General features: G+C 54.6%; 12 protein-coding genes. All 12 read left to right on the top strand.

The window, feature by feature from the left end:
• The first annotated feature begins 17 nt into the window (after positions 1-17).
• On the top strand, positions 18-1,139 hold the full coding sequence (murG, locus tag EYR88_RS04765; RefSeq protein ID WP_131088559.1) for an undecaprenyldiphospho-muramoylpentapeptide beta-N-acetylglucosaminyltransferase: 1,122 nt from the start codon (positions 18-20) through the stop codon (positions 1,137-1,139).
• A gap of 4 nt (positions 1,140-1,143) precedes the next feature.
• Positions 1,144-2,541, top strand: coding sequence for a UDP-N-acetylmuramate--L-alanine ligase (gene murC, locus EYR88_RS04760; protein ID WP_131088558.1), 1,398 nt, complete (start codon positions 1,144-1,146; stop codon positions 2,539-2,541).
• A gap of 61 nt (positions 2,542-2,602) precedes the next feature.
• A complete protein-coding gene (locus EYR88_RS04755) occupies positions 2,603-3,337 on the top strand; it encodes an FtsQ-type POTRA domain-containing protein (RefSeq protein WP_131088557.1) in 735 nt (244 codons plus the stop codon).
• A 219-nt stretch (positions 3,338-3,556) separates the two neighbouring features.
• Positions 3,557-4,750, top strand: a complete 1,194-nt coding sequence (ftsZ, locus tag EYR88_RS04750; protein ID WP_131088556.1) for a cell division protein FtsZ — start codon at positions 3,557-3,559, stop codon at positions 4,748-4,750.
• A 20-nt stretch (positions 4,751-4,770) separates the two neighbouring features.
• On the top strand, positions 4,771-5,493 hold the full coding sequence (locus EYR88_RS04745; RefSeq protein ID WP_131088555.1) for a polyphenol oxidase family protein: 723 nt from the start codon (positions 4,771-4,773) through the stop codon (positions 5,491-5,493).
• 125 nt (positions 5,494-5,618) lie between these two features.
• Positions 5,619-6,173, top strand: coding sequence for a cell division protein SepF (sepF, locus tag EYR88_RS04740; RefSeq protein ID WP_131088554.1), 555 nt, complete (start codon positions 5,619-5,621; stop codon positions 6,171-6,173).
• A 22-nt stretch (positions 6,174-6,195) separates the two neighbouring features.
• On the top strand, positions 6,196-6,492 hold the full coding sequence (locus EYR88_RS04735) for a YggT family protein (RefSeq protein ID WP_131088553.1): 297 nt from the start codon (positions 6,196-6,198) through the stop codon (positions 6,490-6,492).
• Between the two features lie 229 nt (positions 6,493-6,721).
• Positions 6,722-7,489 carry a DivIVA domain-containing protein gene (locus tag EYR88_RS04730; protein WP_131088552.1) on the top strand — a complete coding sequence of 256 codons (768 nt, stop codon included), beginning with the start codon at positions 6,722-6,724 and terminating at the stop codon, positions 7,487-7,489.
• Positions 7,490-7,598: 109 nt separating this feature from the next.
• On the top strand, positions 7,599-8,168 hold the full coding sequence (gene lspA, locus EYR88_RS04725) for a signal peptidase II (RefSeq protein WP_242632452.1): 570 nt from the start codon (positions 7,599-7,601) through the stop codon (positions 8,166-8,168).
• Complete coding sequence (locus EYR88_RS04720; protein ID WP_131088551.1) at positions 8,165-9,109, top strand: RluA family pseudouridine synthase; 945 nt, start codon at positions 8,165-8,167, stop codon at positions 9,107-9,109. Before lspA ends, EYR88_RS04720 begins: the two co-directional genes overlap by 4 nt.
• A 111-nt stretch (positions 9,110-9,220) precedes the next feature.
• Positions 9,221-12,784, top strand: a complete 3,564-nt coding sequence (dnaE, locus tag EYR88_RS04715) for a DNA polymerase III subunit alpha (protein WP_131088550.1) — start codon at positions 9,221-9,223, stop codon at positions 12,782-12,784.
• 69 nt (positions 12,785-12,853) lie between these two features.
• Entirely contained in the window at positions 12,854-14,206 is a 1,353-nt protein-coding gene (gene hisD / locus EYR88_RS04710; RefSeq protein WP_131088549.1) for a histidinol dehydrogenase, read from the top strand.
• The last annotated feature ends 12 nt before the right edge of the window (positions 14,207-14,218 follow it).

Here is a 14,218-nt window from a genome sequence, read left to right as displayed (position 1 = left end):
AAGGAGTAGAAGAGCAGATGAGCGAAGCAATGCGTCTTGTCGTCGCTGGCGGAGGAACTGCTGGCCACATCTCACCCATGCTGGCGATTGCCGATGCGGTGAAAGTTGAACAAGCCGGTGCACAGATCACTGCCTTGGGTTCCCCTGGCGGTCTGGAAACCAAACTGGTTCCAGAGGCCAGCTATCCCTTGGAGCTGATCCCTAAAGCACCCATGCCTCGCAGCCTGAATCTTGACCTGTTTAAGTTCCCGTTCCGTTTCCTCACGGCACTGAACCAAGCTAAGCGTGTGCTTAAAGAAACCAAGGCTGAAGCGGTACTCGGGGTGGGAGGCTACGTCTGCACCCCGGCCTACCTAGCTGCCAAGCAGCTACGGATCCCGATCTTTGTTCACGAGGCTAACTCCGTGGCAGGTATGGCCAACAAGCTCGGCGCAAAATCAGCCGTCTTTGTGGGAACCACTTTTGCGCAGACCGGACTTCCCGGCGAAGTCCAAGTTGGTATGCCAATGCGCTCCAACGTGGCACAGATGGATCGTCACGCGTTGCGCGATGAAGCTCGTGCGTACTTCGGCGTTCCAGATGCCAAGCCGATCCTGTTGGTCACCGGTGGATCCTCGGGTGCGCAGAGTATCAACACTGCTATCGCCGACTCGCTTGATGAGCTTCATGCAGCCGGAGTGCATACCGTGCATATCACCGGACGAGGCAAGCAGATTCTTAACTCCGAGGGCCAGCTTTTGGAACACGAGGGTTACACCCAGGTTGAGTACGTTGACCGTATGGAGTATGCCTACGCCGTGGCCGATCTGATGGTCTGCCGTTCCGGTGCAGGAACCGTGTGCGAACTAGAAGTTGCCGGCACCGCAGCCGTTTTGGTCCCACTGCCAATCGGCAACGGAGAACAAAAACTTAATGCCCGTGCTTTGGTCGCTGCTGGGGGAGCGCTCTTGGTCTCTGATGACGAATTTTCCAAGAGCTATGTCACCGAAAATGTCATCACATTGCTCGGCGATCAGCATAAACTTGAACAGATGTCTCAAGCAGCTGCCTCGTTAGGGCAGCGCGACGCCGCACAAATCATGGCGCGTCGAATTATTGAAGAAGTTTCAACCCGCCGTGGTGCGGGTCAGGAAGGCTAGAACCATGGCACTGCGCGCCAACGAACTGCACACTGAACTCGGCAAAGTACACCTCATGGGCGTTGCCGGGGTCGGAGTATCTGCGGTGGCTCGATTGCTACTGGACTACGGGCTGGAAGTTTCGGGCACCGACGCTAAGGACCTGCCGGTTCTGGACGGATTGCGTGAACGCGGAGCTCGAATCCATATTGGCTACGATCCTGCCAACTTGGGTGACGCCCAAACTGTGGTGATCTCTTCGATCATCAAGCCGGGAAACCCAGAATACGATGAGGCCGTACGTCGTGGCCTGAAGATTCTGCACCGTTCACAGGGCTTGGAAGCTACCATGCGAGGCCACGAGAAGGTCGTGACCGTCGCCGGTACTCACGGAAAAACCACGACCACTTCGCTGACCGCTCACATGCTCAAGGCTGTTGGCACACGCCCCAGCTTTGCAGTAGGCGCAAATATCCCAAGCTTGGGTACCAATGCGGAGCTTGGTGCAGGCGGATACTTTGTTGCCGAAGCCGACGAATCCGATGCGTCGTTCCTGAACTACCGACCTGACGTGATCATCGTGACCAACGTCGAGGCCGATCATCTGGATCACTACGGAACCGCCGAAGCAGTACACCAAGCCTTTGTGGACTTCGCTTGGTTGCTGCCAGAAAATGGTCTGCTGATTTGTTGCGCGGATGATCCAGGCGCTAACGACCTGGCCAATAAGATGCGCGCCGAACGCAGCGACCTGCGTGTGCGTACCTACGGGTTTAGCGAGCATGCTGATCACCGTCTCTCTGCGGCGCAGGCCACAGCAGACGGACGCTTTACCGCCAATATTGACCTAGGTGACGGTCAGAAACACACCATGGATCTGGCTGTACCTGGCCAGCACAACCTACTCAACGCTGCCGCAGCACTGAGTGTTGCGCTGGACGCAGGCCTTGACGCTGACCAAGCACTGCAGGCGCTCGCAAGCTTCTCCGGTGCAGCGCGCCGCTTTGAGTTCAAGGGAGAAGTCGGTGAAGTTCGGGTCTATGACGACTACGCGCATCACCCAACTGAAGTTTTGGCCGCTTTGTCCGCGGGGCGCACTGTTGCCGGTGAAGGCAAACTTCACATTGTTTTCCAGCCGCACCTGTTTAGCCGCACCAAGGAGTTCTACCGAGAATTCGCGCAGGCACTTTCGCTGGCGGATTCAGTGGCAGTCTTGGAAATCTACCCGGCTCGCGAAGAGCCGATCGAAGGCGTGACCAGTGAGCTGATTTCCTCGCGGATTGAAGTTCCTTCACACGTCTTTGAACCTGCTGCTGCGGTCGCACACGTGATCGAGAAGGCAGAACCCGGAGATGTCGTGATGACCATCGGCGCCGGTGATGTCACCGCGCTGGGTCCTGAAATCGTGAAATCACTGAGCTAACGCAATCAGGCAATAGTCGTAGGCCAATGACATTGGTCGTACCAACCACACAAGGCGTTCCATGGGTGAAGAATCAAAAGTCGTAGTACTTCCGGAAAGTCCGGAGAAGAAGCGACGTAAGCTGCTGATCATTATCTCGGTGAGCATTGTGGTGCTCAGCCTCGTTGCAGTGCTTATTTTGAGTTTTTCTCCTTTGCTGGCAGCGAAGAAAATTGAAGTCTCTGGCACCAAGCTGACTGACGCTAAAAAGTTGACGCAATCTTTGGAGCCGCTGAAGGGCACTCCCCTTCCACGAATTTCGGAGTCCAAGGTTCAGGAACTGATCGGTGAGCAGCCAGCCATCGACAGTGTGGTCGTTAAAGCACAGATGCCAAATACCTTGGTGGTAGAAGTTATCGAGGCGGATCCGGTGGCCATCTTGGTTGATGGCGACAAGCAGTATCTAGTCTCTGAGACCGGCAAGAAGCTTCGTACCTTGGGCAAAAAAGACAAGACGAAACTTCCGAAGATCAAAGCCAGCAATGAAACCAAGGACCCTGAGAAGTTTAAGTTGTTGACCAGCATCTTGAGCTCAGTGGATCAGGAAGTGTTGAAGGAAGTTACAACAGCGACCCTGTCCAAAGCAGGCTTTGCAGAACTTGCCCTTCCCAAGAAGCGCACGCTGATTTGGGGAGACAATACGAAGTCTGCACTAAAAAACCAGGTAGCGAAGATTTTCGTGAAAGAGCTTGGCGACAAGGATTCAGCCAAGACCACCATCGACGTTACCAACCCAGAGAATCCAGTGGTTTATTAAGTCTCGGCCTTATGGGCGCGGGAGGACGAATAAGCCGACAAATTCTGGAAAGATAGTTTTGAACAAGCGACACGCCTCGGCGGTCGTTGCACAAAGACCACACGACTCATAGCGTTTCTTATAACGACAGCTTGACAGAACCTAAAGCTTAAGGCTAAAGATGAAGGTTTTGAGCTGAAGTCGTGACATATGTAGCACATCTAACAAGGGAAGCGGGACGTGGCAGCTCCACAGAATTACCTCGCGGTCATTAAAGTCGTCGGAATCGGCGGTGGCGGTGTAAACGCAGTCAATCGAATGATCGAAGTCGGTCTTAAAGGCGTAGAATTTATCGCCATTAACACCGATGCTCAGGCTCTGCTTATGAGTGATGCCGACGTCAAACTAGACGTAGGACGCGAACTTACTCGCGGCCTGGGCGCTGGTGCTAACCCTGATGTGGGACGCCAGGCAGCTGAAGATCATGTAGAAGAAATCGAAGACGTCCTACGTGGCGCAGACATGGTCTTCGTTACCGCTGGCGAAGGCGGTGGCACCGGTACTGGTGGCGCACCAGTAGTTGCACGCATTGCGCGTTCGCTTGGTGCACTGACCATCGGTGTTGTCACCCGTCCGTTCACCTTCGAAGGTCGCCGTCGTGCGAACTCCGCCGAGTCGGGCATTGAAGCTCTGCGCGACGAAGTAGATACTTTGATCGTGATTCCGAATGATCGACTGCTCTCGATCTCGGATCGCAACGTTTCGGTTCTGGATGCATTCCGCCAGGCCGACCAGGTCCTGCTCTCCGGTGTGCAGGGCATCACCGACTTGATCACTACCTCCGGTTTGATCAACTTGGACTTCGCCGACGTTAAGTCTGTTATGCAGGGTGCGGGTTCCGCACTCATGGGTATCGGCTCGGCGCGCGGTGAGGATCGTGCAGTCAAGGCTGCCGAACTCGCAATCGCTTCGCCACTTCTTGAAGCATCCATCGATGGCGCACACGGCGTGTTGCTCTCCATCCAGGGTGGCTCGGACCTCGGTCTGTTCGAAATCAACGAAGCCGCTCGCCTGGTGCAGGAAGTTGCTCACCCGGAAGCTAACATCATCTTCGGTGCCGTCATTGACGATGCCCTGGGCGATGAAGCACGCGTCACCGTGATTGCTGCTGGTTTTGACGAGCCAGATGTAACCAGCAAGCCAATGGCACCGGTTGCAGCAAAGCCAGCTGTATCTTCGCGTCCAGTTGAGCCAGTACCTGCATCAGTACCTGAGCGCCAGGCCCCTGCGGCACCTGCAGCTGCAAAGCCAGCTCCGGTTGCTGAAGAAAAGCCTGCTGAGAACAACGGCTCGTTCCAGGATCTTCCTGACGTTGTCGATTCGGACCTCAACGGTTCGAACGACGATCTGGATGTTCCTGACTTCCTGAAGTAAAAACAGCGAGAAGCTGAGCAGTGCTACATTTCACGTCGGAGCTCGATCCGAGTATTCAGTTGGCGTTTACGTCGCAAGAAGAGGGAAACCTCGCCTTGCACGTGGATGACGATCCCCGCCTGGTAGCGGAGAATCGTAGCCGGGTGGAAGACTCGATCGGGGTTCGGCGTTTCTCGCTTAATTTCATGAACCAGGTGCACTCAGCCGATGTCTTCAAAGTGCAACCGGTGGAGCGTAGCTCATGGCTTGAACCGCCGGCACCTACTTGTGATGGATTGGTTGATCCTACGGGCAAGCAGCCATTGGCTGTAATGGTCGCTGATTGTCTTCCGGTGCTCTTTGTTGGCACAGATGCACAAGCTGATCGCACGTTCACCGCAGCAACGCATGCAGGACGTCGCGGACTGCTCGATAATATTCTCACTCGTACGGTCCAAGAGCTTCGGTCGTTGGGTGCAGATCAAATCGAAGCGATTATTGGACCTTCTATATGCGGACGATGCTACGAAGTATCAACCGAAATGGCGGAGGAGTCCGAGTCGCTCCGGGCGGGTATTCGATCTGAAACTCGCTGGGGGAGTGCAGGACTTGATTTGCCGGCTTCGGCCGAACGAGAGCTTGTTGAGCTCGGGGTTCAGGTACGCCAAAGCGAGGTCTGTACCTTGGAAAACGAAAGCTATTATTCGTACCGTCGCACACCAAGTGCCGGGCGACTTGCTGGACTGATTTGGTCCGCAGCGTAGGCGTGCGCGACACACCGCGCAGAATTGAACGAATAAACGATGTCTGCAGAAATTTGTACGGTAGCGTCGGAGTAGCGGAAGCATGCAATGGGGTTGCATGCAAGGGATAAACGAGGAGAAACATCGTGGCTGACGGTCTACGTAAGGCAATGGTATATCTCGGCTTGGCGGACGCCGTCGAGCAAGAAGAAACCCAATCAGCATACTCCGAGCCTAAAAGCCAGGTGCGTGTTGTTGAGGATGCTGCTCCATCGCAGCGCCCTGCAGAAACCCCACGTCCGCAAGCTGTCGCAAGGCCAGCTGCAGCGCAATCACAAGCTAGAGAACCAGAGACGGAATACCGTGCTCCGGTCACCCCAATCAAGCGTGCCCCTTCAGTACGGGATGAGGATTCCGAATTGCGTCAGATTACAACCGTTCACCCACGTTCTTACAACGATGCCAAGATCATCGGTGAGAACTTCCGTGACGGAATCCCGGTGATTATGAACGTCACCGATATGGGCGAGACCGATGCCAAGCGCCTCGTTGATTTCTCCGCCGGACTAGTTTTCGCCTTGCACGGCTCAATCGAGCGCGTGACTAACAAGGTCTTCCTACTTTCTCCTTCAACCGTTGAGGTGCTGGGAGAAGACCACAAGAAGTCTGAAGCTCAGGCTACTTTCTTCAACCAAAGCTAAGAGCCCAGGAGCACACACACAAATGGTGTTCGGGATCATCTATCTCGCTTTAGCAATTCTGCAGATTCTACTGCTGATGCGAATTGTGCTGGATATTACTGAAAGCTTTGCTCGCCACTGGCAACCCAAAGGCATCGCATTGATTGCAGCTACTGCAATCGTGTCGATTACTGATCCTCCACTGCGCTGGTTGCGCAGGAGAATCAAACCACTAGATCTTGGCGGAATTCGTCTTGACCTGTCGTTTCTGCTGTTGTTCATCGTTGTAATGCTTGTCAAAGCAGTGGTGTACAGCGTAGGTACCAGTACAGGGATCTGATTAGGCGGTTTTCGTCTAGAACAGGGATTGTTCTGTGAGTCCAAACCCTGTAGATTCAAAGAATATGAGACACGAGCGTAAGCTTGATTTCGTATTTAGTGTCCAAATCGTTATATCCTTTAGGAAATAGTGCTCCGACTTCACCGGTCGCGACACTGACAACAAAGGTAAGTGTTTCGCAAGGCAAGACATGGTCGTGCGGAAATGATCCCAGTATTGAGGTGACCCAATGGCTTTAACGCCAGAAGACGTAGTCAATAAGCGGTTTCAGCCGACCAAGTTCCGTGAAGGCTATGACCAAGACGAGGTAGATGACTTCCTCGACGAGATCGTAGTGGAGCTGCGTCGCCTGACCGGTGAGAACGAAACTCTCCGCAGCCGACTTGCTGAGCTTGGTGAAGATGCCGGTTCGGTATCGAAGGAACAGACCGTTCCTGCACCAGTTTCGGCAGCTCCAGCAGCAAAGCCTGCTGAGGAGAAGAAGACCGAAACTAAGCCAGCAGAGCCAGCTAAGGCTGCAACTCCAGCTGCAAAGCCGGTTGTTGAAGAGAAGAAGGCTGAAGCAAAGCCTGCGGTTGCAGAGAAGCCAGCCGCAGCACCTGCTGCCGCTCCAGCACCTGCTGCTTCGACTGCATCAGCTGCCGCTGCAACTCCAGCAGCCGCTCCTCGTAGCGAATCCGCAGAGTCGGCAGCCAACGTGCTGTCGATGGCTCAGCGCTTGCACGATGAGTACGTTGCCTCCGGTGTTGAGCAGCGCGACAAGATCATCTCGGACGCAAAGACCGAGGCGAACACGCTGGTTACCTCTGCAGAGGAAAAGAGCCGCAAGACCTTGTCGGCTCTGGAACAGCAGAAGTCGGTTCTCGAACGTAAGCTTGAGCAGCTTCGTGGATTCGAGCGCGATTACCGTGCTCGCCTGAAGACCTACATCGAAGGACAGCTGCGTGACCTTGAGTCCCAGGGTTCGATCGATGCAGACGCAACCAAGTCGAACTAGTCGCTGACAGGTCAAAACCTGATCTAGCTATCTAGTAAGATCAACGGTGGTGCACGGATAATATCCGGGCACCACCGTTGACGTTTAAGAGGAATCAATAGGTATTACTGTGGACGCAGTTCAATCGGGGAACAAATCCCTGTCACCCAAAAAGTTTCTGGGCCTGGGCCTAGTTATTGCCCTGATCGCCTTGGTACTGGACCAAGTCGTGAAGATCGCGGTGGAGCAGAACATGCATCTTGGTGAATCATTTGAAGTCATTCCAGGCTTCTTGAGCATTCACTATATTTTGAACCCTGGTGCAGCATTCTCCATCGGAGAAAACTTCACCATCATCTTTGCCATACTCCAAGCAGCAGTAGCGGTCTTCGTCATTTACCTACTCAGCCGCAAAGTACTAGTACGCAGCTGGGCGATCGCACTGGGCGCTTTGCTCGGCGGAGTCCTAGGGAATCTAGGGGACCGCATTTTCCGCGACCCAGCCTTTGGATTTGGTCACGTAGTAGACATGTTCTCCGTGAATCACTTCGCAATCTTCAATGTTGCCGACTCCTTTATCGTCTGTTCGATGATCGCCGTCGCTTATATGCTCATTCGCGGTCGAAACCTTGATGGAACCATCGGAGATTCGCCAGCAGAAGAGGACCACGGGTTGGATGAAACGGAGCCTAAGCCTTGATTTCCTCAGAGACGACAACGTACGAACTACTTGTGGACCCGGACGACGTAGGGGCACGGCTAGATGCCTACTTGGCACGTAGCCTTCAGATTCCTCGAACGCTTGCTCTAAGCCTGTGCAAGGACTCACAGATACAAGTGAATGGCCGCACGGTTTCAAAAGCTGTGAAGCTTAAAGCCGGTGACCAGCTATATGTGACCATCCCGCCACAACGTGATCCATTAGAAATTAAGGTTGAGAAAGTGGAAGAGCTGAAGATCATCGCTGATGACGATGACTATGTAGTCATCGACAAGCCGGTCGGCGTAGCAGCCCATCCTTCTCCTGGGTGGGTTGGCCCCACTGTGGTGGGCGCTCTCATGGCGGAGGGCTACAACATTTCTACCTCGGGTGCAGCAGAGCGTCAGGGGATCGTTCACCGTCTGGACGTTGGAACTAGCGGACTGATGGTGGTCGCAAAGTCGGAGCGTGCCTATACCGCCCTGAAACGAGCTTTCAAGGAACGCACCCCAAAAAAGATCTATCACGCTGTCGTCCAAGGGTTACCTGATCCGCTGGAGGGCACCATCGATGCACCCATCGGACGCCACCCAGGGCATGACTGGAAGTTCGCCGTCCTTGAAGGCGGACGCCAATCGGTGACCCACTACAAGGTCATCGAAGCTTTTAGTCGTGCTTCACTGGTTGAAGTTCATTTGGAGACCGGTCGAACACACCAGATCCGTGTGCACTTCTCCGCCTTTGGACACCCCTGCGCCGGAGACCAAACCTACGGTGCAGATCCCAAGCTCGGGGCAGCTCTGGGCTTGACTCGGCAGTGGCTACATGCCAAGCGATTGGGCTTCAGTCACCCCGTGTCTGGGCAGTGGGTTGAATACGAAAGTGACTACCCAACAGACCTTGACGGTGCTCTTGAGTTGCTACGCGAAGGCGACTACTAAGGCAGATCGCATGGCACCTCACCGTGCCAGAGGCAACCTGTCGGGATAACCACAGCCACCGGGTGGGCTGTGGTGACCCAAAGGGTCCCGAAGAGTCGTTAGACTGTTTGGGTGAGTGCTACACGCGACGGATTTGTTCATCTTCATACCCACACCGAATATTCCATGCTGGACGGTGCTGCCCGACTCGGCGAACTTTTTGCTGAGGCTAATCGTCAAGGCATGGAGTCCCTGGCGATTACGGATCACGGCTATCTCTTCGGGGCCTTCGACTTCTGGAGGCAAGCCACCGGCGCTGGGGTCAAGCCCATCATTGGCGTCGAAGCGTATGTCACTCCGGGCACTGCCCGTAACGATAAAACCCGTGTGAAGTGGCGTACCGACGAGTCGCAAAAAGGCGACGACGTTTCCGGTGGTGGTCTGTATAACCACATGACGCTCCTGTCCTATAACAACGTAGGCATGAACAACCTCTTTAAAGGTTCATCGCGGGCATCGCTAGACTCCGTATTTGGTAAATACCCACGCTGGGATCGAGAGCTTCTCAACGAACACCACGAAGGCATTATCGCCACCACCGGTTGCCCTTCGGGTGAAGTGCAAACCAAATTGCGTCTGGGCCAGTACGACGCAGCCAAAGCTGCAGCTGCTGAGCTGCAAGATCTTTTTGGTAAAGAGAACTACTTCTGCGAGATCATGGACCACGGGCTGGAAATCGAGCGGCGCATTACCAAGGATTTGCTTCGTCTTGCCAAAGAACTGGACATTCCGCTCGTTGCCACCAACGACCTGCACTACACCCATGAAGAAGACGCTAAGGCTCACGAAGCCTTGCTGGCCATCAACTCGGGCTCGACCCTTGATGAGCCGACCTATGATCAAGGCGGTAGCCGCTTTGCGTTCTCCGGCACCGGCTACTACCTCAAGAGTGCGCGAGAAATGCGCGAACTTTTCAAGGAATTCCCCGAAGCCTGTGACAACACCCTAGCTATCGCAGACCGCGTTGAAGTCGACTTTGATACCAACGCCAACTACATGCCAAAGTTCCCTTGCCCGCCAGGCGAGGATGAAACCAGCTGGCTGATCAAGGAAGTCGACAGGGGTCTTCACTACCGGTACCCGGACGGAATTCCCGAAGCTTCACGCAAGCAGGCGGACTACGAGCTTGATGTCATCATCAAGATGGGTTTCCCGGGTTACTTCCTGGTTGTTGCGGACTTCATCAACTGGTCCAAGAGCAACGGAATTCGCGTTGGTCCAGGACGTGGTTCTGGTGCAGGTTCGATGGTTGCTTACGCTATGCGTATTACGGACTTGGACCCACTGGTCCATGGTTTGATCTTCGAGCGTTTCTTGAACCCTGAACGTGTTTCCATGCCCGACTTCGACGTCGACTTCGATGATCGCCGCCGTTCTGAGGTCATCAAGTACGTGACCGAGAAGTATGGCGATGAACGTGTATCCATGATCGTTACCTATGGTTCGATCAAGACCAAACAGGCGCTGAAGGATTCCTCGCGTGTGCTGGGCTATCCCTTCAGCATGGGTGAAACCCTAACCAAGGCCCTACCGCCAGCGGTGATGGCCAAGGATATTGCCCTGAACGATATTGAAAACCCCGAAGCTAAGCGTTATTCCGAAGCTGGGGATTTCCGTAACCTGGTCGCTAATGACCCGGAAGCTGCCCGCGTCTTTGAAACTGCCAAGGGCCTTGAAGGTCTAAAGCGACAATGGGGCGTGCACGCGGCCGGCGTCATCATGAGTTCTGATCCCATCATTGATGTGGTCCCAATTATGCGCCGTATCCAAGACGGACAGGTCATCACGCAGTTCGATTACCCAACCTGTGAAGGCCTAGGCCTGATCAAGATGGACTTCTTGGGTCTGCGTAACCTCACCATCATTTCCGATGCTTTGGAAAACGTCCGGTACAACACCGGCGACGAAATCGATCTGGAAACCCTGGGCATTGAAGATGTCGAGGCTTATAACCTGCTAGCTCGCGGTGACACGCTAGGCGTGTTCCAGCTTGATGGCGGTCCGATGCGCTCGCTGCTGAAAATGATGCGCCCGGATAACTTTGAAGACATCTCCGCAGTTATCGCGCTTTACCGTCCAGGCCCCATGGGTGCTAACTCGCACACCAACTATGCCTTGCGCAAAACGGGTCTGCAGGAAGTTACCCCGATCCACCCTGAGCTTGAAGAGCCACTGGCCGATATCCTCGGTGGAACCTATGGCCTGATCGTTTACCAAGAGCAGGTTATGGCGATCGCGCAGAAGCTGGCCGGGTACTCCCTGGGTCAGGCAGATATTTTGCGCCGTGCCATGGGTAAAAAGAAGAAGTCTGAACTGGATAAGCAGTTTGCAGGCTTCAAACAGGGTATGAACGACAACGGGTATTCCGACGCTGCGGTGAAGACGCTGTGGGATATTCTGCTTCCATTCTCGGACTACGCCTTCAACAAAGCCCACTCGGCCGCCTATGGTGTGGTTTCCTACTGGACCGCATACCTCAAAGCGCATTACCCTGCCGAATACATGGCGGCGCTGCTGACCTCGGTTGGTGACGACAAAGACAAGCTTGCGCTGTACCTGAACGAATGTCGCCACATCGGCATCACCGTTTTGCCACCGGATGTTAACGAATCGGCGCTGAACTTTACCCCAGTGGGTAAGGACATCCGCTTTGGTATGGGCGCTATTCGAAACGTTGGTACCAACGCCGTGGCCGGCATCGTCGAGGCCCGTAAAGAAAAGGGAAACTACAACGACTTCAGTGACTTCCTGAGCAAGGTTCCAGCAGTAGTTTGCAACAAGCGAACCATTGAATCACTGATCAAAGCCGGCGCCTTTGACTCGCTGAAGCATCCGCGTCGAGCCCTGGTAGCGATCCACGAAGAAGCCGTCGACTCGGTGATTCAGTTGAAGCGCAACGAAGCAGCCAACCAGTTTGACCTCTTCAGTGCGTTGGGTTCTGACGAAGCTTCAGAATCGATGAATGTTGCCATCCCGGACCTGCCGGACTGGGACAAGAAGGAAAAGCTCGCCTACGAGCGTGACATGCTCGGACTATACGTATCTGATCACCCGTTGCAGGGTTTGGGCTCAGCGCTTGACCAATATGCGGATATGCCTGTCACCCACGTACTTTCTGATGATGGACCTCAAGATGGGCACATCATTTCCATCGCGGGCATGATTTCCGGATTGCAGCGTCGAATTGCCAAGAAGAGTGGCAACCCGTACGCGCGCTGTGAAATCGAAGATCTTTCGGGCTCGATGGAAGTGATGTTCTTCGGGCAGGCCTACCAGCCGATTGCCGAGATCCTAGCCGATGACCTGCTCGTGGTCATCAAGGGACGCGTCCAGCGACGCGATGATGGATCAATCACGCTCAACGCACAAGAGATGATGATCCCGGAAATTTCCGAGGACGCCAACGGCGGTCCAGTGGTCATTGGCATTCCAACGCACAAGGCTACTGAATCACTGGTGCAACGACTGGGCGATGTACTTCGCACCCATAGTGGCAATACCGAAGTGCGCGTTAAGCTCACCGGTAGCCGCGGTACCTCATTGATGCGACTGGGAATGAACTTCCGAGTTAATCCGAATCCAGCCCTGTTTGGGGACCTCAAGGTGCTGCTCGGCCCGCATTGTTTGGACGTGTAAGCACAGTTTTAGTGACCGGGTGAGGTAATCAATAAAACCTCGCCCGGTCATCGGCGTTAAGCTTGATGTGTGAGCACTATTGAAGACACCGAATTTTCAGACCTCGCCACTATCGACTGGCGCAATGAAACCCTGAGCTATGCGCAGCTCAAGGCACACCTTCCACGCCCCGAAATGAACACGCAGACGGCAACCGTTGCGGTTCAAGGCATCATCGATGACGTTCGAGCTCGTGGCATGGAAACGCTTAAGGAGCTTGCCAAGCGCTTTGATCATGTGGAACTGGAACACACCCGCGTGCCACAGCATGAGCTGGATCGAGCTCTTGCAGAACTGGATCCTCTGGTTCGTGAAGCACTGGAAGAATCCATCGCTCGCGCACGCGTCTTTGCTGCTGCCCAGCGCCCGCAGGATATCGAGGTCGGTTACTCAAATGGTGCCACCGTCACCCAACGCTGGGTTGCTGTGCGTCGTGTAGGACTCTACGTACCTGGTGGTCTTGCGGTGTACCCATCGTCAGTCATTATGAATACTGTGCCGGCGCAGGCCGCAGGGGTTAGTTCACTAGCTTTGGCCAGCCCACCACAAAAAGAATTTGGTGGCTTGCCACACCCAACCATCTTGGCTGCAGCTAAGTTACTGGGCATTGATGAGGTTCACGCAATGGGTGGCGCCCAAGCTGTTGCGGCTTTCGCCTATGGTGTGGAGGTTGAAAATGATCAACGCGGTGGTATCGAACCTGTTGACGTGATTTCCGGTCCGGGCAACGTTTTTGTCGCTACCGCAAAGCGACTGGTTAAGGGTGTTGTGGGTATCGACGCCGAGGCTGGTCCTACGGAAATTGCGATCTTGGCTGATGACACCGCCAGTGCAAAGTTTGTTGCCGCCGACATGATCTCGCAGGCTGAACACGACGCTAACGCGGCAGCAGTATTGATTACTGATTCCGAAAAGTTGGCCAGTGCAGTTCGTGGTGAACTAGTAGGCCAGGTAGCGAACACCAAGCACTCGCAGCGAGTCCGTGAGGCACTGTCGGGAACCCAGTCCGCCATTATCCTGATCAAGGATTTGGAACAGGGCATTGAAGTTGCCAACGCTTACGCGGCCGAACACCTCGAAATCATGGTGCAGGATCCGCAAGCCACGGCAGCGCGCATTACCGCGGCCGGCGCCGTATTTGTCGGCTCCTACGCGCCAGTGTCTTTGGGGGACTACTGCGCCGGTTCGAATCACGTACTGCCTACCAACGGCACCGCTGTCCACGCATCGGGACTGAACGTGAATACCTTCTTAAAAGCTATTCAGGTCATTAATTACAGCGAGGCCGCGCTGAGCGATGTCGCTGCCCACGTGATCAATCTGGCCAACGCGGAGGACCTACCAGCGCACGGTGACGCGGTAGCAGTACGAAACGCTCATTAGGCGCTAAACTTG

The organism is Arthrobacter sp. S41, assembly GCF_004320535.1.
Classification (GTDB): Bacteria; Actinomycetota; Actinomycetes; order Actinomycetales; family Micrococcaceae; genus Glutamicibacter.
The sequence above is the reverse complement of the archived record's forward strand: the minus strand, read 5'-3'. Positions and strand labels throughout refer to the sequence as shown.